This window comes from Pseudomonas sp. NFACC10-1, from assembly GCF_900119195.1.
Taxonomy (GTDB): domain Bacteria; phylum Pseudomonadota; class Gammaproteobacteria; order Pseudomonadales; family Pseudomonadaceae; genus Aquipseudomonas; species Aquipseudomonas cerasi.
The window spans coordinates 54,235-74,530 of sequence record NZ_FPJB01000012.1; the positions used below are offsets into that span (position 1 = coordinate 54,235).

General features: G+C 57.1%; 12 protein-coding genes and 2 pseudogenes. 3 read left to right on the top strand and 11 right to left on the bottom strand.

Annotated features, from left to right (window positions below; all coding sequences use genetic code 11):
• From BT119_RS25600 to BT119_RS25640, 9 genes and pseudogenes are all read right to left on the bottom strand, one after another.
• Positions 1-947: SEL1-like repeat protein (locus BT119_RS25600; protein ID WP_072367136.1), on the bottom strand; the 947-nt coding region annotated here is incomplete at its 3' end.
• A gap of 136 nt (positions 948-1,083) precedes the next feature.
• A complete protein-coding gene (locus BT119_RS25605) occupies positions 1,084-2,139 on the bottom strand; it encodes an SEL1-like repeat protein (protein ID WP_072367123.1) in 1,056 nt (351 codons plus the stop codon).
• Positions 2,139-3,374, bottom strand: a pseudogene (locus tag BT119_RS25610) (phospholipase D-like domain-containing protein); the annotation flags it as partial. The gene BT119_RS25605 and the pseudogene BT119_RS25610, both read right to left, overlap by 1 nt.
• Before the next feature lie 28 nt (positions 3,375-3,402).
• Entirely contained in the window at positions 3,403-4,377 is a 975-nt protein-coding gene (locus tag BT119_RS27120) for a T6SS immunity protein Tli4 family protein (protein ID WP_139271382.1), read from the bottom strand.
• 107 nt (positions 4,378-4,484) lie between these two features.
• Positions 4,485-6,179 (bottom strand): esterase/lipase family protein, encoded by a 1,695-nt coding sequence (locus BT119_RS25620; protein WP_256573030.1) that lies wholly within the window; start codon positions 6,177-6,179, stop codon positions 4,485-4,487.
• A gap of 219 nt (positions 6,180-6,398) precedes the next feature.
• Positions 6,399-8,892 (bottom strand): annotated as a pseudogene (locus BT119_RS25625) (type VI secretion system Vgr family protein); the annotation flags it as partial.
• Positions 8,893-9,328: 436 nt separating this feature from the next.
• Positions 9,329-12,487, bottom strand: coding sequence for a CusA/CzcA family heavy metal efflux RND transporter (locus BT119_RS25630; RefSeq protein ID WP_072367127.1), 3,159 nt, complete (start codon positions 12,485-12,487; stop codon positions 9,329-9,331).
• A gap of 24 nt (positions 12,488-12,511) precedes the next feature.
• Positions 12,512-13,765 (bottom strand): efflux RND transporter periplasmic adaptor subunit, encoded by a 1,254-nt coding sequence (locus BT119_RS25635; RefSeq protein WP_072367129.1) that lies wholly within the window; start codon positions 13,763-13,765, stop codon positions 12,512-12,514.
• Positions 13,766-13,832: 67 nt separating this feature from the next.
• On the bottom strand, positions 13,833-15,059 hold the full coding sequence (locus tag BT119_RS25640; protein ID WP_058416040.1) for a TolC family protein: 1,227 nt from the start codon (positions 15,057-15,059) through the stop codon (positions 13,833-13,835).
• A 251-nt stretch (positions 15,060-15,310) separates the two neighbouring features.
• Between BT119_RS25640 and BT119_RS25645 the strand changes: the two genes are divergently transcribed.
• The 3 genes from BT119_RS25645 to BT119_RS25655 all read left to right on the top strand — a co-directional run bounded on the left by BT119_RS25645 (position 15,311) and on the right by BT119_RS25655 (position 17,889).
• Positions 15,311-15,985, top strand: coding sequence for a heavy metal response regulator transcription factor (locus BT119_RS25645; protein WP_003372647.1), 675 nt, complete (start codon positions 15,311-15,313; stop codon positions 15,983-15,985).
• Positions 15,982-17,373 carry a heavy metal sensor histidine kinase gene (locus BT119_RS25650; RefSeq protein WP_003432467.1) on the top strand — a complete coding sequence of 464 codons (1,392 nt, stop codon included), beginning with the start codon at positions 15,982-15,984 and terminating at the stop codon, positions 17,371-17,373. The genes BT119_RS25645 and BT119_RS25650 overlap by 4 nt, the downstream gene beginning before the upstream one ends.
• Positions 17,374-17,487: 114 nt before the next feature.
• Positions 17,488-17,889, top strand: a complete 402-nt coding sequence (locus tag BT119_RS25655; protein WP_003372643.1) for an MAPEG family protein — start codon at positions 17,488-17,490, stop codon at positions 17,887-17,889.
• A 46-nt stretch (positions 17,890-17,935) separates the two neighbouring features.
• Here BT119_RS25655 and BT119_RS25660 read toward each other — a convergent pair whose 3' ends face one another.
• Together BT119_RS25660 and ligB are read right to left on the bottom strand one after the other, a co-directional pair.
• On the bottom strand, positions 17,936-18,346 hold the full coding sequence (locus BT119_RS25660; protein ID WP_003432477.1) for a DUF1090 domain-containing protein: 411 nt from the start codon (positions 18,344-18,346) through the stop codon (positions 17,936-17,938).
• A 40-nt stretch (positions 18,347-18,386) separates the two neighbouring features.
• On the bottom strand, positions 18,387-20,072 hold the full coding sequence (gene ligB, locus BT119_RS25665; RefSeq protein ID WP_072367130.1) for an NAD-dependent DNA ligase LigB: 1,686 nt from the start codon (positions 20,070-20,072) through the stop codon (positions 18,387-18,389).
• Positions 20,073-20,296 lie beyond the last annotated feature (224 nt).

Below are 20,296 nucleotides of genomic sequence, written 5' to 3' on the forward strand. Positions count from 1 at the left end.
GGCGGGATGTTGGCTTCACGCTCTTCAACCCATTTCAGCTTGCCATCCCATGCGGGGAGTTTGGCTGGTGGCAGTGGGACGATTTCGTTGATTTCAGGGACGCTTGGATTGGCGTAGGACCAATCTGCTAGAAGGCTCCAGATTTGCTTATAACGTTCCGCACGCTCAAGATCTTCTTTTTGGTCTAAGTAGTATAAGCGATCATCCGGTTTTGGGCCGCGAAAGCCTTTTCCCAGAAAAGACGCAGCAACTTCATTACCTGCCGCTGCACCCAACTGGAATGCTTCTATTGCCTCTTTGTAATTCCTATCTATCGCGAGATCCGTGCCTAACGCTAGCGCCGCACTCCCATTTCCCTGCGCGGCAGCGCAGCGACGCATCTGTCGTGCGATATCCGGAGCAATATCTATAGGCTCTAGCTTGTCCGCCACATAGGCTTGCGCCTGTGCACTTCCTTCATCTGCTGCCTTTCGGAAGTAACGCAGGGACATGTCTTCATCCTGCTGTAGCCCAGCCGCACCCTTCTGAAGGTAGATGGCGATCATGTAATAACCTGTTGCCACGTGTGCATCTATTAATTGTTGGCTAAGGCGCAAGCGTTCCCCGCCAGTCAGCTTGAACTGGCCGCGCATGGCACCGTTCTGCAGGTTGACATTGGCCTTGTAGTGGTTGTTTTCTGCCGCGATGCGATACAGTCTCCCTATCTCGACGTCGACCGTTTCATCCTGCTGAATCTGATTGTTTTTCTGCAACCAGCGGGCGTAGTTGAACAGCACATCCGTTTCTGCCGAAGAGGCCGGGATTTTCTCGTGTACGCAGATAAATGCCAGCTTGGCGTTGACTTCGCTCAACTGATTCAGCGGCGCGTCCTTCGTTCGTGAGGTAAGGGCATTGCCGGAGCTGTAGGCGGCCAACAGCAGGATCGAAAGCAACAAAGTCAGGCGCATCAGTCATGGTCCGTCATATTAGCGTCGTGATAATAAGGTTCAACGAGCGCGCGTCGGGTTTGAGTTTGGGCAGAGATTTGCATGTGCCGATCACTGTCGACACATGTAAATCTCTGCTTGGCACATGGATCTGTGATCAGTCTTCCTTGCTGTAGACCGGAGAGCCTGGCAACGGCTTGCCTGTTTTAGGATCAAGCACCATGGCCTTGGCCAGTTGCTCGATCAGCGCTTCGGAGGGCTTGGGCGGCGGGATGTTGGCTTCACGTTCTTCAACCCATTTCAACTTGCCATCCCAGGCCGGGAGTTTGGTTGGTGGCAGGGGAACGATTTCGTTGATTTCTGGGACGCTTGGGTTGGCGTAGGATAAGTTACCCAATACCTTGCCAATTTGCTTGTAACGTTGCGCTCGTTCAAGGTCCTCTGTCTGGCCTATATAATACAAGCGATCATCTGACTTAGGGCCGCGAAAACCATTCTCTAAAAAAGACGCTGAGCTCTCGTCGCCTGCTGCGACTCCTAACTGAAAAGCTTCAAGAGCGGCCTGATATTGTTTAGCCGTTTTCAAATGTACACCTAATGCTCCGGCTGCTTTGCCGTTACCTTGCTCGGCAGCACAGCGACGCATTTGTCTTGCAATATCCGGTGCAATATCAGTAGGCGCGAGTTTTTCGGCAACGTATGCTTGCGCTTGCGCACTTCCCTCATCTGCCGCTTTGCGAAAGTAGCGCAGGGACATATCCTCGTCTTGTTGCAGACCCGCCGCGCCCTTTTGAAGATAGATGGCGATCATGTAATATCCCGAAGCCACATGTGCATCTATCAACTGCTGGCTAAGGCGTAGTCGTTCCCCCCCAGCGAGCTTAAACTGACCACGCATGGCGCCGTTCTGCAGATTGACGTTGGCCTTGTAATGGTTGTTTTCTGCCGCGATGCGATACAGTCTTCCGATCTCGATATCGACCGTTTCATCCTGCTGGATCTGATTGTTTTTCTGCAACCAACGGGCGTACTTGAACAGCACGTCCGTTTCTGCCGAAGGGGCCGGGATTTTCTCGTGTACGCAGGTAAATGCCAGCTTGGCGTTGACTTCGCTCAACTGATTCAAGGGAGTGTCCTTTGTCCGTAAAGTAATGGCGTTGCTGGAGCTGCAGGCAACCAACAGCAGGCTTGAGAGCAAAAGAGTCAGGCGCATCAGTCAAAGTCCGTCATAGATGTTTCGGTGTAATAAAATTCGACTAGAGGGGCGACAGGCTTAAGCTTAAACTTGTCATTTCGAGATTCGTTGTTCTGCCTGATTATATTTTCCCAAGCTTTGAATGCTTCTTCAGGATCATCCTGCACCCCTTGCCCCTCCGTATGCAGATCCCACAACCGCCGCCGCAACGGCTGACTAAACTCCGGATGCTCATGGCAGATGTTCAGTTCGCTATCAACCATCATGCTTCGAGTGTTGATGTTGGCTGAGCCGTGTGTGGTGTAGACGTCATCGACGATCATCAGTTTGGAGTGGATGTAGACCGGCATCCAGGGTTGGCCATCCTGCAAGTCACGCGCGACCAGTGAGCAAACATGAATCTTCAAGCCTGGCACTTCCTTGGCCACCAAGTTGGAAGTTTCAATCTCCTTGGTTTTCCTGTCCATGTCCGCTTGCCATTCGTCCAGCTTTCTCTGCCCGGCCCGATCATTTGGCCCGTCCGGCCGAGGTCTGACCGGGGCTTCACTTTTCATCTCCTTGATTAGTCGCAGCTTGGTGATGGCCGGAATGGTTTCTGCCCGGCCCAGGCTGGCGAGCATTTCCTGGGTCTTGGCCGTGCCCATGCCGACCCCGTCCTTGGTGTCATTGGTGACGACAAAAAGATAAAGGGGCTCCTTGCGGCCTGCCTTGAAGTACTTCCCTGCCAGAGTCTTGAGGTGATCGGCCAGCGGCGGCCAGCGGAAGTACTGGTTTTCGATGTAGATGAACTGGGTGACGTTGTTGGCAGCCACCATGTAACCGCTCTGGATGTCTCGAACGGGCTTTTCATGGTCGCCCACGTCATCCTTGTGCTTGCGGTTGGTTTTGGGCTGGCCCACCTGAGCCTGGGTGCGCAACACTTGCATCATCAACCGCGTACCGCTCTGGAACTGGAGACGATTGGAGGTCGGATCGCAATCGCGGCAGGCGAGCAGGTCCTCGCCGGTTTCCTTGCGCCAGGCGATGGCAAAGTTCTGGTGCACATCATGGAGGATCGGCCCGGACAACATGCACGAGATGTCCTGGCGTGGCGTAGAGCCGCGCGAGCCTAGATAGGGCTCAGGCTTGGTGCCTTCTTCACGGTTCAGTGCCGAGTGTTGATCGGTGTCCCAATATTCGTCCAGCGAATTGTGACCCATGACAAAGCCGACCGCGCTGGGCAGTTCATAGTAGCCTAGCAAGCTTTTATAATGCCCGACTTACTTTGAAATTTCATAAACTTTATCTTTTAGAGAATGAGGTCAAAGCTGACTCCCATATCTGAAAAAAGTCAGCTTCCGCTATCCTTCCACTTCCAGGGTTTTCAGAAAAGCCAGCGGGGTTTGAAGGTTTCTCTTTTGTAGTGTAGCTGTAGTTCAGTTGAATCGTGATTTCCGGCTTGTTGGATGCCCCAGGAACACCAGGGTAATACCACTGCGCATTGATTTGCGTTTTATATGCGCCTTCAGACTTTTGGGTGCTGGCCTCAATTATTTCCTCCCCATCGAAGCCTTGTAAAGTCCGCTCCCCACTTTTGTATGTGTGGCTCGTATAATCTGAGTTGACTATCCATTCAGCTTCCTCTTTGGCTGTGAAAGAGGACGAGCTGATTGTTCTTTCAGATAATTTTTTGTTGGGCTCCCCCCCGTACTGAGAAGACTGAAACTGTGCTTCAAGCTTGGGTGACATTGGAAGTTTAAAGTGTATATTGACAGATTCATTTCCTGTTTTTTGTGCTATGCAACCGTTAACATAGCAAAGGGAATCAGTGTTCGCAGGATCTGAACCTGAAAACAGATTGTTGATTAGTTCTTTTATCTGAATGTCTTTTTTTAAAGTGCTATCATTACCGATCTGAAAGGAAGTATTGTCTTTCCAAGTATGAGCAGTTGTTGAATAAGTGACTTCATTTATAGGCATGCCATCTAAACCCTCGCCAGTTATTCGTGTGTGATCGTACTTGAATAATGTTGCATTTTCTGAAAGGACTTCCCGCTCTGCTAAATGCTCCTCATTATTTACGTTTTTATTTTTAATAGTCTCCCAGAATTTTTTTGAATCTAGATCAGCTCGAGGTTTCGAATAATTAGGCTCTATATCTATCGGGATGTTCTTAATTCGTAAGGCCGCTCCTGAGAAATATGTGTTTTTTGGAAAGCTTATAATATAGCGGCCCACAAAAAAAGCTTCTAATGCAATGTCTTGATTTACAGGCATGTGTTTCGTCTCTTTATTTGTTTGGAGTGCTATAAATATTGCTAGTAATATTAGTGTCGATGTGGCTGCTGTGACTATAGCGGCTCTATTTTTTTTTGTATGTTTGGTTAGCATATATCTTCCGCATCCTTTGCTAGACTTATTATGGAGTGCATCGTCATTGCTCTAGCAGTCTTGCTATCATAAGAAGTTCCGTGGTCCAAGCCCTTAAGTCGGGCGGAAAATTTTACATATCCACTTAGTTCCTCTCCAGAGTGAGTCGGAACAGTGCCATCGCCTGTGTCGTCTTGAGGCGACATTGTTGCAATATAATTATAGCTGTTATAAGCATCTTTGACCTGTGAGCCGTGAAACAAATCGTAAGATGTACTATCGCCTGTATGGCGTTGCTTTAGCGTTATATGATTTTTCCCGTTATCTGTCACCAGCTCTAAATTATTTGTAGGTTGATCGGAGATAGGGGGTGAAAATTCGCCATCCATATTTCTACCGCTTTGTAAAATCCATTCTATCTTGTTCCATGCAGGGTGATCGGGGTCCACTCCGAAGTGCGCGTATGTTGGGCTGAAATAGTATTTGCCTAGAGATGTATGGAATTTTTCCGCTAGTGTAAGATTTTTGAGATATATGTTCCATGAGTCTTTTACAGCTTCATCATCCAGCGCTCGTGGATCAATCAGTTTTGGATTTATTAAGCGCCACCACGTAGAGCTTTTAGAATAAATTTCCTCATAAGGGTTGTCTTTTACAGGTAGGGCCATCAAGCTTGGTCCATTTTTTGAGCCAAACTTAGCTGTAAGCCATTTGTTTCCATACAGTTGGTTTGGTAAGAGCTGTAATGGACCTGGTGATGTAAAGATAGGTGTGACTTGACTTGCGCTTGCACCTATTGATAGTTTACCTATTATATCCTCCCACCCGGCTCTCACTCGTCTATATGCCGTTCCAGCACCAATCGTGGGCTGTACGCCATGTATTATTCCAAGAATATCTTCTGGGCTTTTTTGTGCGCAGCGCCTTGCGACCAGTCCGCCCATAGAATGAGTGACTAGTATTACTTTTTTGCATTTAAGCTTCAGTCTCGTCTGACAGTCTTTCAGTACAAACTTAATGTAGTTAGAAAGCTCACTTGCAGAGTCGTCATTGCTTCTTAACCAGTTGTAGCCGCATGCATAGACAGGGTAGCTCCAGTTAGATGCGCTTTTTAGGTCATCAAATTCGAGTGGTATGTATCCCTTTAATGTGTCAATTTCAGATTCAAACGCAAGGAAGGCCCCTTTCAGCTGTGGTCGAGATTGGCCGCGAATGAATAATGTTCTTAACTCTGTTTCCAAAAAGTTCAGGATACTACCATATCCGTAGTCTCCGAGAATTACCGTACCCCATCCTCGTTTTTCCATTTCTAGCTTTGGCAGAATGCAGTTTTCTAGGTTGAGACCCGAAAAGTCGGGCTCACCAATATCTCTGGGTACCTTTGTTTGATCTGGATCAAGTAGGGTTTTTTTTTGTGCTGCATTTAATCGGTTAAATCCTCCCAAGGCTACATACATTCCCATCCACTCTAAGTTGTCAGGGAACCAACTCCATTTGCCTTCTAATTTATTAACAAGCTTTCTATTGTCTTTGCCCGTCGCTAGCAATGGCGTTCCCATTATTCCAGGAACAAAAATAATAGGTATGGCTTGCCTAGGGCTAATGTAGACCATGTCGTCCTCGCAACCGAAGTTTTCCAATGACGCGGTCGCACATTCGCGGCCATCCTCTCCGATCTCGGTCGTGAGTGGTACTTTTTTATCATCCATACATCCTCCTTGATTACTCAATAATCTTGAACAGGTATTTGCCTATGAAATCACTTTTCTGCTGCTGAGCGCGGCCATTGGCGTCTGTAATACCACTGATAATGGTGCCGTCATCACGATGGATCTCGTATTTCACATTTCGGGCAACATCTCCATTTTGATAGTTTACGACTATCCTTTTTTCAAAATTCGTCTTGGGCATTGCGTTATAGCTGTGCGACAGACTGGTCGGTCCACTAAACGTCTTCTTCGCCCCTTTGACATCAATCGTCCCCGGCGCATGAATCTCGATATTCCCGTCCTTGATGCGGATGTAGCCGCCACCGCTGGTGAGCAGGATGCCTTCCTGTGCGGCGATTTCTATTCCAGCAGCGGTCGAGGTGATCTTTACCCCTTGCTGCGCGGTCAACTCCATCGCATCACTTTGCGCCTGCAACTCGATCTTGCCTTTGGCCACAAACAGCTTGGCTCCGGCGTTCTGCGCGAACAGGCTGATGCTTTGCGCGACGCTGGCCAGCAGGGATTTGCCGCTAGCAATGCTGACGTCTTCGCCGGTGCTCAGGGTCAGGTGTTTGCCGCTGTGCAGGTGCGTGCTTTTCGGCGTGGCAGTGGCGATGTCGGCGGGGGAGGAGGCGATCAGCAATGGCTGCTGGTAACCCGGTGTCTTGCCTCGTCCGCCGCTGCGGATCGCCCAGGCGGTGTCACCGCCGTTGCGTTGTTGTTCGCCGGGGCCTTGGCTCGGGGCGCCGTCGTCGCTGCCGTAAGTCACGTCGGCATCGCTGTTGAGCTGGGTCAGGCTGTCCAGGCCTTCCTGCATGGGCAGGGCATTGTGCTGTTGCGCGGTGTCGGACAGGGTCTTGACGCGTTGCTCGCTGTTTTTCAGTTGCTGCTGCGCTTCGCTGGCATCGATCTGTGCGCCCTGGGCACCGCTGCGTTTCCAGGTGCTGAGGTAAAGACCCTGCTGGGCGCGCAGGGCACCGTAAGCATCGGTGCGCAGTTCAAACCCGGTACCGCGCAGACCGCCGCGATTGTTGCCGCGCTGGTCGATCAAATAACCGAGGTTAAGCTGGGTATGCCCGTGGCTGCTGTGGATCTGGGTGCGGACCTGGCCGGTCGAGTCGTCCATCACCCACTGGTTGAAACCACCGCCGCCGACTTCCTTGCTTTTGTAGCCTGCCATCAGACCGCTGGAGTGCCAGGCGGGTTTGTGGCCGCCGTAGACCTGGCCCATGACCAGTGGCCGATCAATGTCGTTATCCAGAAAGGTGATGACCACTTCTTCACCGGCACGCGGCACATGCACACTGCCCCAGTCCGGACCACTGCTCGGTTGCATCATGCGCAGCCAGCAGGAGCCCAACTCGCCATCCTGAGACAGGCGGTCCCAGTGAAAGCGTACGCAAATCCGGTTCAAGGTGTCGGTAAACACTTCATGGCCGCTGGGCGTAACGACCACTGCGGTCTGTTGGCCGAGGCTCTTGGGTTTGAAATGCTCCGACGGGCTGCGAAACGGTGCGCTGTGCAACTGGCCTTCAACGCGATTGAGGAAGAAACCGTGGCTGCCCACGCCCAAGGTGTCCGCTACCTTGTTCACAATGCCAAGCCCTGATGGCTCAGGACGAACAGATCTGAACAGCGCCGCCAGGCTCCCCGGCACTTCGCGTCTCTCCTTGGCCAGCGGCAAATTGCTCTCGGCGAACATCTCGACTTCGATCAGCAAAAACTGGCGCTCTTCAGCCGCCTTGCGTTCGTACAGCGGATGCTGGGTCAGCTCGAACCAGCGTCCGGCTTCCATCTGCCGCACGCCGCTTTGACCTTGCACACGACGTGCCTGGGATTCACGCTGTTCGATCTGTACGCGGCTCAGCCATTCGCCGCGGTCCTGCTTCTGCCAGCCGTACTGGCCCTGATACTCGTAACGCTCCAGCGCCTGCGGGGCCGAAGCGGCCTGTAGGGCAGGCATCACGGTTTCGCGTGGCTGGCCGTGGGCCAGGTAATCGACACTGCGCCAATGCAGCTTGCCGCTCAACAACTGCGAACCGCTGCTCCACTGGGTAATGCCATCCTGTTTTTCAGTGGCGTTCTGGGTGTGAAAGCGAATGCTCTGCGGTGCCAGCGTGGGCAGGGTGTCGACGGTGTCAGTGAAGACAATGCAGTGCTTGTCCGCTGTGTGCTCGACGTACCAGAAAAGACCTTCCTGCTCGCACCAGCGCTGCACGAAGTTGGCGTCGCTCTCGTTGAACTGAGTAACGTAGGAAAGAGGTGCATATTCGCGACGCAGGTCCAGGCGATAATTGCCCTTGGCCTGTTCGTACAGTGAGAAAACGGCTTCAAGGATCGCCGGCAGGTTTTTGTCCTGCCAGATGCGGCAGTCGAGTCGGTATTCGAGCAGGCTGAACCAGGGCGCGAAGACCAGTTGCCAGTCGTGCAGACCGCCGTCATTGCCCAGGTAGCGCACGCTCTCGACCAGGCCATGACGCTGCGCGGGAGAACCGTCATCGCAGAGGATTGCCAGGCTGACCGGCTGGCCGATGAGTTTTTCAGGATCGTATTCGGTGTCCTGCACCACCACGTCGAGGGTGTAGCGGGGCACGCGGCCGATGCGCTCGACCCCATGCATGCGCAGGGCCTGGAGCTGATGCTCGCCCAGCGGCGTGGTGAGTTGCAGCAAGCGTCCGCTCTGGCTGAGAGGTGTGCCAAAGGTCAGGTCCATTGTGTAACTCCTTTACTTGCGCAAACTGTACGTCCTGTCTTTCAAATGGCCACTTCGTGTGGCGAATTGAAAAGAAACACAACGTTCAGCGTCGATCCTGTTTGCCGCCGATGCGCAAGCGACTGCGCTGTTAGTTGCCGATCCGGGGAGTGAGTTCCCACACTGGCGGGAAATTCATGATCTTAAGTATCTTCGGCGCAACGCGTTCTGCGCTGGGTGATAAGGCTGCATTTCAACACATTTGGCAACTAGTTAGTAACGTGTTCCATGGTTCGAAATATCATTGCTCAAGGCTGCGGTGTCTACCTGAATTGTTCGCCAGCAGGTGTGCTGCGTTTCTGGAAATGGAGTAAGACTTTGGCTACAGACAGTGCCGACTGCGCTGGGCCAGTTGACGGTAACATCAGCTGGATCAGCGCAATTTTTACTTAAAAACCTATTTCAACGCCTCAACCGCCTCCTCATCCTCCCGCCGATGCGCCCACTGATACAACGCCGGCAACACCAACAACGTCAGCGCTGTCGACGACAGAATCCCGCCAATCACCACCGTCGCCAGCGGTCGTTGCACTTCGGCACCAGTCCCGGTAGCGAGGGCCATGGGGATGAAGCCCAAGGAAGCGACCAATGCGGTCATCAGCACCGGGCGCAGGCGGGTGAGGGCGCCTTCGTTGATGGCGTTGTGCAGCGAGTGGCCTTGTTCGCGCAGGCTGCGGATGAAGGCGATCATCACCAGGCCGTTCAGCACCGCCACACCCGACAGTGCGATGAAGCCCACGCCTGCGGAGATCGACAGGGGAATATCGCGCAGCCACAGGGCCATGACGCCGCCGGTGAGGGCGAACGGTATGCCGGTGAACACCAGCAGGCCGTCCTTGAGGTTGTTGAACATCATGAACAGCAGCGCCAGTACCAGCAGCAATGCCACCGGTACGACGATTTTCAGGCGTTTGGCGGCCGATTGCAGTTGTTCGAACTGGCCGCCCCAATTGGTCCAGTAGCCCGCTGGAATCTGCACGCCGTTATCGATAGTGGTGCCCGCTTCTTCGACAAACGAGCCAAGGTCCCGGCCGCGCACGTTGGCGCTGACGATGACCACACGTTTGCCATTCTCGCGACTGATCTGGTTCGGGCCGAGCACCAGGTCAAGGCTGGCGACCTGGGACAGCGAGATGAAGCTGATCTGCTGGTTGCTGTTGGCGCTCGCAGGCACCGGAATGAGCAGGCTGGAGAGCCCGTTTACATCGGTGCGCAGTTGCTCGGACAGGCGCACCACCATGTCGAAGCGGCGGTCGCCCTCATACAACGTTCCCGCCTGACGACCGCCCAGCGCAATGGCGATGGCGTCCTGCACATCGGCCACGTTGAGGCCGTAACGCGCGGCCTTGTCGCGATCGATGTTGATGGTCAGTACCGGCAGGCCGGTGGTCTGTTCCACTTTCACTTCTGAAGCGCCTGGCACTTTTTGCAGGGTGGCGGCGATTTTTGCGGCGGTCTGGTTCAGCACGTTCATGTCGTCGCCGAAGACCTTTACCGCGACATCGCTACGCACCCCCGAAACCAGTTCGTTGAAGCGCAACTGGATAGGCTGGGACAGTTCGTAGTTGCTGCCCGGCACACTGGCGGCGGCCTTTTGCAGGTCGGCGATCAGCGTTTCGCGAGACTTGTCCGGGTCAGGCCATTCGCTTTGGGGCTTGAGCATGACGTAGCTGTCGGAGATGTTGGGCGGCATCGGGTCGGCGGCGATCTCGGCGGTGCCGGTGCGGGCGAACACGCGCTGCACTTCCGGGACTTTTTCGATGATGGCTTTTTCCAGACGCTGCTGCATGTCCACCGACTGGGTCAGGCTGGTGCCCGGCACCCGCAGGGCCTGCAGGGCGAAGTCGCCTTCGCTCAGGCTCGGGATGAATTCGCTGCCCATGCGGCTGGCGGTGAAGCCGGACAGCACGATCAGCACCAAGGCCATGCCGAACGCTATTGAGCGATGCCCCAGCACCCAGCTCAGTATCGGTGCGTAGCGCTGGCGAGCGGTGCGCATCACAAAGCCTTCTTCTTCTTCCTTGACCTTGCCGGTGACGAACATGGCGATCGCGGCAGGCACGAAGGTCACCGAAAGAATCATGGCGCCGAGCAGGGCGATGACCACGGTGAAGGCCATCGGGTGGAACATTTTGCCTTCCACTCCAGTGAGGGCGAAGATCGGCAGGTACACGACCATGATGATCAACTGACCGAAAATCAGCGGCCGACGCGCTTCTCTGGCGGCGGCGAAGACCTCATGGAAACGCTCGCTGCGGGTCAGCATGCGGCCGTGCTTTTGCTGGGCATGCGCCAGCCTGCGGATTGCGTTTTCGACGATCACCACCGCGCCATCGACAATGATGCCGAAGTCCAGCGCACCTAGGCTCATCAGGTTGGCGCTGACCTTGTTGGTGAACATGCCGGTGAAAGTGAACAGCATGGCCAGCGGAATCACCATGGCGGTGATCAGCGCAGCACGGATGTTGCCGAGGAACAGAAACAGAATCACGATGACCAGAATCGCGCCTTCGATCAGGTTCTTTTTCACTGTAGCGATGGCTTTTTCGACCAGGTTGGTGCGGTCGTAAACCGTTACCGCTTCGACGCCTTCGGGCAGTGTGCGATTGATGTCGGCGAGTTTGGCAGCCACCGCCTGCGATACCGTCCGGCTGTTTTCACCGATCAGCATGAACACGGTGCCGAGCACCACTTCGCGGCCATTTTCGGTGGCGGCACCGGAGCGCATTTCCTTGCCGATGCCGACCTCGGCCACGCTGCTGATTCTGATCGGCGTGCCCTGCACGTTGGCAATGACGATGTTGGCGATGTCATCCACGGTGCCCAGTTGACCCGGTGCGCGAATCAGTAACTGCTCGCCGCCGCGTTCTATATAGCCTGCGCCGACGTTGGCGTTGTTGCGCTCCAGCGCTGCCACCAGATCGTTCAGCGTCAGCTTGTAAGCGGCTAGTTTTTTCGGATCAGGCGCGATCTGGTACTGCCTGGCGAAACCGCCGATGGTGTTGATCTCGGCCACGCCCGGTACGTTGCGTAATTGCGGCTTGATGATCCAGTCCTGAATCACCCGCAGGTCGGTCGGCGTGTACGGCGTACCGTCCTCCTTCAGCGCGCCCTCGCGCGCTTCGACTGTCCACAGGAAGATCTCGCCGAGGCCGGTGGAGATCGGCCCCATCATCGCATCGACGCCTTCCGGCAACTGGTCCTTGGCGATCTGCAGGCGCTCGCTCACCAGTTGGCGGGCGAAGAACAGGTCGGTGCCGTCCTCGAAAATCACCGTGACCTGCGACAGGCCCGAGCGTGACAGCGAGCGCGTCTGTTGCAGGCCGGGCAGGCCCGCCATGTTGGTCTCGATGGCGAAGGTGATGCGCTGTTCGGTTTCCAGCGGCGAGAAGCCGGGTGCCGACGTGTTGATCTGCACCTGTACGTTGGTGATGTCGGGGACGGCATCGATAGGCAGTTTCTGGTAACTGGCAATGCCCAGCCCAGCCATGAGCAGCACAGCAAGCATCACGACGATGCGCTGTTCAATCGCGAATTGAATCAACCGTTCAAACATGGGGGTGTACTCGTGGGACGCAGATCAATGGGCGTGCTCGGCGGAGCCTTTGCCCAGCTCCGACTTGAGGATGAAACTGCCCGCGGAGGCCACTTGTGTGCCGGCCGCCAGGCCCTTGACGATTTCCACGTGGCCACCATCGCGGCGGCCCAGTGTCACCGGCGTCAGTTGAAACCCTTCAGCGTTGCGCACGAAGACCGAGGGTTTGTCCTCGACCGACTGGATCGCCGTTTCGGGAAGACTGACCGCCACACTGGCCTGCTCGGCGGCGACTTCCACCGACACGAACAGGCCGGGACGCCAGGCACCCTGCGGGTTGGCAAGGATCACGCGCACGGCCGCAGCGCGGGTCTGCTCGCCCAGCAGGCTGCCGACGTAGCCGACTCGTCCTTCGACCCGGGCATTCAGGTCGGGCGCACTGACGATGACCGGACGACCGACCACCACCTTGTCCAGATCCCTGGGCGCTACGCCGAAGGTGGCCCAGACACGCGACAGGTCGGACAGCGTGAAGGCGTTGCTGGCCTCGCTGACCATCTCGCCGATGCCCAGGTGCTTCTCCACGACCACGGCATCAAACGGTGCGATCAGCTCGTAGCGGCTTCCCGCCGAAGGATGGGTGCTGGCACCGATGGCGCTGATCTTCTGCCGCGCGTTGGCCAGGTTGATGTCAGCTTCCTGAAAGTCCTGACGGGCCTGCAAGTAATCCTGCTCGGCCGAGATTCTGTCTTCCCAGAGCTTCTTTTCGCGTTGCAAGGTCAGGCGCGCCAGTTCCTGACGTCGTTGTGCAGCGTTCAATTCGCTGCGTTGATCGGAAATCTGCTGGCTGGCAATCACCGCCAGCACCTGGCCCTTCCTCACCGATTGACCCAGATCGACCTTCACCGCTTCGACCACGCCGCTGACCCGCGGCACGACATGCGCAGTGCGGTCTTCATCGAAGCGGATTTCACCGGGGAAGGTCACGGTCGTGCTCATCTGCCGGGGTTCTGCGGTGGCCAGCTCGATGCCTGCCGCCTTGATCTGCCCGGCAGTCAGCTCGATGTGTCCCTCATCCTCTTCGTGAGAAGCTTCCGAGGCTGCGGCGTCCGATTTTTTCGCCTCGTCGGCGTGGCCTGGCTCTTCAGCATGGCCCTGCCCGGATTCATGCGCGTGCTCATCGGCTGACGGTTCTGGTCCGGCTGCGAACGGCAGCCTCTGCGGGTTCAGGGTCAGACTGCCCAGACCAATGATGACCACCACCGCCAGCGCGATGGCAATGCTTCGTTTGTTGTTCATGAAGGCTCCCGGCGATCAGTTGCGTGCAGCACTTTTGGATACGCTCGATACAGGCGGAAAAGGAAAGTCAGGGGTTGAGGCTGAAACGGTTGAGATCACCGTGGATTCGCTCGATGGCGACTCTGGCGTCGGTGGCGGTGGCCAGCGATTCGAGGTACTGGCTGCGCGCCGAGATCAGCGTTCGTTGCGCGTCCAGCACTTCGAGAAAGCCGAACTTGCCCATCTCGAAACCGCGCGTTGCCGTGTCGACGGCACGTTGCGCGGCGGGCAGGATCACGCGGTCGAAGGACTCGACTTCCTGCGCGGCGGTGTTCCATTGATCGAGGGCTGACTGCGTCTGGGTGCGCAGCTTCAGTTCGACGGCGTTACGCAGGTCGCGCGACTGATCGGCACGGCGTGATGCCGCGAGCACGTTGCCCTGGTTCCGGTCGAATAGCGGGAGCGGCATCGACAGGCCCACGACGTTGACCCGCTCGCGCTCTTCGCGGCTGTACTGGCTGCCGACGCTGACGGTCAGGTCAGGGATGCGCTTGGCGCGCTCCGAACCCAGCGCGGCTTCGCGCTGCTCGATCTGGGTCTGCGCCAGGCGCAGCTCGGCGGACTGATTGAGGGCGGTCAGTAGCTTTGCGCTCGGTGGCAGCTTGCCTGGCGACAGGTCGCTGTAGTCCAGGTGCTCGAAAGAGGCGAGCGGCGAACCGGTGGTGCGCGCCAGTTCCCGGTTACTGCTGACTTTCAAGGTCTCGGCGCGGCGTACCAGCAGGTCGGTTTCGGCCAGTTGTACCTGGGCGCGTGTGGCTTCCACCGGTGACACCTTGCCTGCCCGAACACGCCCCTCGGCAACCTGCAGGCCGCGTTCGGCCAGTGCTCTGGACTGGCGCGCCAGGTCCAGACCTGCCTGCGCCCGCGCCGCTGCGTAGAACGCCTGAACCACTTCGGCCCGCAGTTCGTTGCCGCGACGCTCCAGCTCCAGCCGGGCGGCGTCTTGGCCCTTGCTGGCGGCCTCGATGCGCGCCCCGCGCTTGCCGCCCAGTTCCAGTGCCTGGCTGAGCATCACGGTGGTGGTGCTGGTCTCGCGGCGGGTGTCTTCCACTTCCCATGACACGGTCGGGTTGGGGATCAGCCCGGCCTGTTGCCGATCACCCTCGGCAACGCCGATCTCCCACTGGGCTGCGGCAAGTTCCGGGTTACGGGCGAAGGCTGCCTCCAGTGCCTGAGCCAGGCTGATGCCTTGGGCTGCGGCGATGCCAGGGGCAACAAGCGGTAACAACACCAGGCACAGTGCGGCGACTCTCATAGCGCACTCCCTGCCAATCGATCTATACGCTGAGCGCGCACGTTATTCTCCAGTCGCATGACTCACCCCATCGAAAGCAAAAAACAAACAGGCACCAGGGCGCTGAAGTTGGCTGAGGGGACTTTATGCAACCGGAGTTATCAGAGGGATTGCTGCAAAATTACGATTTTGTTATCCAGCGGGATGGGCGTTTCTTTTCAGTACACTGCACGGCATCGTCATTCATCGTTCATCAAACAGGAAGCCTGGTTATGCGAATCCTTGTCGTCGAGGACGAGCCAAAAACTGCCGAATACATGCATCAGGGGCTGACCGAAAGCGGCTATATCGTCGATATCGCTGCAACCGGCCTCGATGGTCTCTATCTCGCGCAGCATCAGGCTTACGATGTGGTGATACTGGACGTGAACCTGCCGGAGATGGACGGCTGGGAGGTGTTGAGCCGCCTGAGGAAGACCGTCAGTACGCGCATCATGATGGTCACTGCACGAGGCCGTCTCGAAGAGAAGGTCAAGGGCCTGGAAATGGGCGCCGATGATTACCTGGTCAAGCCATTCGAGTTTCCCGAGTTACTGGCACGGGTCCGCACGCTGATGCGCCGCAGCGAGCAGACCACCACGTCCAAGGTGTTGCAGGTCGGCGATCTGGAGCTGGATCAGGGGCGCCACAGGGCATTCCGTGGCAGCCAGCGCATCGACCTGACGACCAAGGAGTTCGCGCTGCTGCACCTGTTGATGCGGCACAGCGGCGAAGTCATGTCGCGCACCCAGATCATTTCTCTGGTCTGGGACATGAACTTCGATTGCGACACCAATGTGGTGGAGGTGTCGATCCGCCGTCTGCGGGCGAAGATCGACGATCCGTTCGAGACCAAGCTGATTCACACGCTGCGTGGCGTCGGTTACGTACTGGAAGTGCGTGAATGAAGCTGACCCGTCTCTCGACACGCCTCGGATTGACGGTCGCGGCGCTCATCGGGTGTCTGGTGCTGGTCATGGAAATGCTTGCCTACACAGCCATTTCCCGTCAGCTCGATATACGTGCCGAAGACAGTTTGAGCGAGAAGTTCAGGCAGATCGAACACAGCATGAGCGAGGGGTTTCTGGGCATCGAGGACATCGTCCAGTACCCGCACACGCTGCGTGACCAGATCGTCGGGCATGACAGCTTCTCGCTGACCATTCTCGACGCGGGCAACCCTCGGCAAGAGCTGATGAGCGTTGGTAACGTAGAGGGGCGAAATCTGCCGGTTCCCGATACCGATGCGCTGCCGCCAGGCTTTCAGGAACTGAAATCCGCCCAGGGCCACAAGATTCTGCTGGGTTACAGGGCCGTACGCCTCAAGACCGGTCAGGACGTGCTGGTCAGGCTGTCCATGGACAGGGAAAGCGACACCGCGCTGTTGCACGCTTACGTCAGATCGACCTGCATGGCCTTGCCGGTGATTCTGTTGCTGGTCGGCTTTGGCGTCTGGTGGGTGGTGCGTCGCGGGCTCAGGCCGCTGCGGGCATTCAGGAAAGTCACCGCGCTGATCTCGGCCCGCGACCTGTCTCATCGCATGAAAGTGAAGGGGCTGCCTGACGAGTTGCGCGACCTGGCACATGCCGTCAACTTCATGCTGCACAGGCTGGACGGCGATGTGCAGCAATTGGCGCAGTTCTCGGACGACCTCGCGCATGAGCTGCGCTCGCCGATGAACAACCTGATGGGTCGGGCGCAGGTCACGCTGTCCAGGCCGCGCCCGTCGGAGGAATACAAACAGGCGCTGGAATCCTGCAGCGAAGAGCTGGAGCGCATGTCGCGCATGATCAGTCAGATGCTGTTTCTGGCCAGCGTCAGCCAGCCCTCAGCGCCATTGCCGGTTGAGGTCATCGACCTTCGCGAGGAGGCAGACAAGGTCGCCGAACTGTTCTCCTCCTCGGCGGAGGATCGCGACATCACCCTGCAGGTTCATGGGCACGCCAGGGCGACCGGGGACAGGCTGATGATTCAGCGAGCGATTTCCAATCTGCTGTCCAACGCCATTCGCCATGGTCTGTCCGGCAGCGTCATTACCCTTACGCTTGCCACGCACGAAGATGAAGTGTCACTGGCGGTGCGCAATGCGGGGGATGGCATTGATGCCGAACACCTGCCGCGCCTGTTCGATCGTTTCTATCGGGTGCATGTCAGCCGCGCGCGACAGCAGGGCGGGACCGGGCTTGGGCTGGCGATTGTGCGCTCCATCATGAGCCTGCATGAAGGGCAGGTGACGGTGCAGAGCGAGCCGGGCCAATTCACCACGTTCAGCCTGATCTTTCCTAAACTGGTGTAATGCGTCAGGTTGGTGGTCGTTCTTCAAGAACCTTTCGCTGACCCCCTGCTCATAGTGTGTGAGCGGGTATTGCCCGGATGCTTCAGATGAAGCTGAACCTATAAGGATGGACGTATGACAGTTGCTTTCTGGTGCGTGCTGGTCGCGATCCTGCTGCCGATTATGTGTGCCGGTATCGCCAAGTTCGGCAGCGGCAAATTCGGCAGTGGGCATAATCATGATCCGCGTGCCTTTCTCGACAAGCTGGAGGGGTTCCCGCGCCGCGCGCATGCTGCCCAGTTGAACAGCTTTGAAGTGACCCCGGCGTTTGCCGCAGCGGTGATCATTGCGCACATTGCCGGTAACGCGCAGTTGGTGACCATTGATGTGCTGGCGGTACTGTTTATCACCAGTCGCCTGCTGTACATCATTTTCTACCTGGCCGATCTGGCCGCACTGCGCTCGCTTGTCTGGCTGGTGGGCATGGGCTTGATCATCGCGTTGTTCGGGGTATCGGCTTTCCCGGCCGCTTCCTGACAGGCTGTTCGCGACGCTGCCGATCATGCGCAGCGTCGCGACCTGATCAATCGTCTGGCTGGACTTTCTCGAGTTCGGTCTGCGCTTCCTGCAATTCCTTGCGCGAATCGGCGAGCTTGTCCTTGCGCTTGTTGATCTTCTCCGGATCGCCCTTTTCCATGGCCTTGTTCAGGTCGGTCTGACGGCGACTGACTTCCTGCTTGGCGTCGAGCACCTTTTGCTTGCGCTGTTTGATCAATGACGTTTCGGTGCAGTTGGCGTTGACCTCGGCGAGTGCCTTTTCAAGGCCGGCCTGTTCTGCCTTGTTGCCCTCGGTCTTGGCATCCTGAATCTTGCTGCTGATCTCCTGGCTTTTGATCTGGCATTCGGACGGCACCGGGGCCTGAGCGTCTGCGAACACGGTTGTGGCGAGCAGCGTGCAACTGGTGAAAAGAATCAGTGGTGATAAAAACTGCATATGAACTCCGTTTGAATACGGACAGAAAAATGAACGTCCGCTACTTAAAACCTGAAATGCTCTGTGCCTGCAATTGCTGGCTCAGTGCCTGTACCTGCGGGTCCTGAAAAAAAGCCCTGAGCCTGGTTGCGCGACCAGGACCGATGCCTGGCTCTGCTTGCCATTGCTCCACACTGCGTTCAGCCAGCTCGTGCCAGTTGTCGGGGAGTCTGGCGCCTCCGGTGGGCGGCAGTCCGATGGCCTTGAGCCATGTCTGAAACGGCCGTTCGCGTGCGGTCTGCAGGCTGTTGAGCAGTTTAGCGCTACTGCGTTCAGCGAAGCCGGGAATGTTAGCAAGCTCAGCATGATTCAGGGTCATCCAATCGAGTAAGCCCATGATTTGGCCGTTCTCGATAAGCGTGTTCCAGGTCCCTGGACCCACGCCGGGCAACGCCAGGCCTTTCTTGCCGCTGAGCCATGCCAGTCTGGCGCGGAACTGGCTTTCACAGCCCGGTGTGGCTTGCCAGCAGCTCAGTTCATGAAAGTCTTCGGCTCGCGGAATGATTATGTCTGCTCGTTCGGCAGCACGGGTCACCACGCCGTCGAGTCGTGGGATCGTCAACCCGGCCAGGCTCACGGCGATCTGATCGCCAGGCCTGATATCCAGTGTTTGCCAGCGCCGCAGCGAGCCCGTGCTGATGCGGCTGACGGTACGGTCGTCGAGGCGTACCGGGGTCAGCTCCAGCACCGGCGTAATTCTGCCACTGCGGCCGATCTTGAAGTTGACCTTGCGCACCTCGGCCAGTGCCTGGGCGTAGGGATGTTTCCAGGCGGCGATCCAGTAAGGCGCACTGGCTTGCCAGCGTTGAGCAGGTGGACGTTGGCCTTGACGCATTATCACGCCATCGGTGGCGAACGGCAGGGGATTGCGATACCAATGCTCGCGCCAGCGTGCGGCCTTGGCGTAGTTTTCCAGTGGGTGCGAATAGGCCGCGCTGTCCTCAAAACCCATGGCTTGCAGGCCTGCGAGACGTTGCGCCATATCGCCAGGCCCGTTCGGCCAGTCCCAGACGAACAGCCCGATGGCGTCGGCCTGCTGCGGGCTGATCGTCTGCCGCGCCAGCAATCCCGCGACCTTGCTGCGCGCGTTGACGCTGCCGGATGCTGACTGAATATGGTCGTCCAGACGCCAGTACAGCTCGCCTTGTAATATTGCGGAGTCAGCCTGGGGCAGGTGCTGAGGAATGGCCTTGATCAGTCGCGCCTGCGAGGTCCAGTCCTGCCCCTTGCGCCCGTCACCACGACTGATCGCCTGCACAAGCTGGCCGTTTTCGTAGACCAGGGTGACGGCTACGCCATCGACCTTGGGTTGAATCCACAGATCGTTGCGGCCCTTGAGCCAGTCCTTGACGCTGCTTTCGTCGGCCAGCTTGTTGACGCCCGTGTGCGCAACGGGATGAGGCAACGGGCCGACTGCTGTCTTTAGCGGATCGGCCTCGGGGGTGGAAACGGCAAAGCACGAGCGCCACAGGCTCAGCTTCTGCCGCGCCTGATCGTAGAGCTCGTCCGGAATGGGCGAAATGCCCTGGCGGTGGTAGCTGTCGTCCCACGCAGCCATCTGCTGTTGCAAGTTTGTGACCTCGCTGCGCGCCTTGGCTGCAGACCAGTCAGGGCATTGACTGGCATGGCCGAGGCCGGGCAGAAGAAACACAAGAGCGAACGTCATCAGGCGACTGGTGGGCAGCATCGAAGCATCCTTGCTTTAGGAATGGGCTCGATGAGGCTAGTCGTTGTCGTGTGGTGAAGGGGCAGGGCTTGGTTACCGGGTTTTGCGATGGAGCAGGCGGCATGTCCACGCAGAGTGCTCAGTGACTGCACCGGCGTCTTCGTGAGCAAGCTCACACGCCCTTCGGGCAGAAGCGCAGATCATCGGGCACGATAGTTGAGGTTATCGTTCCTCACGCTCCAGCG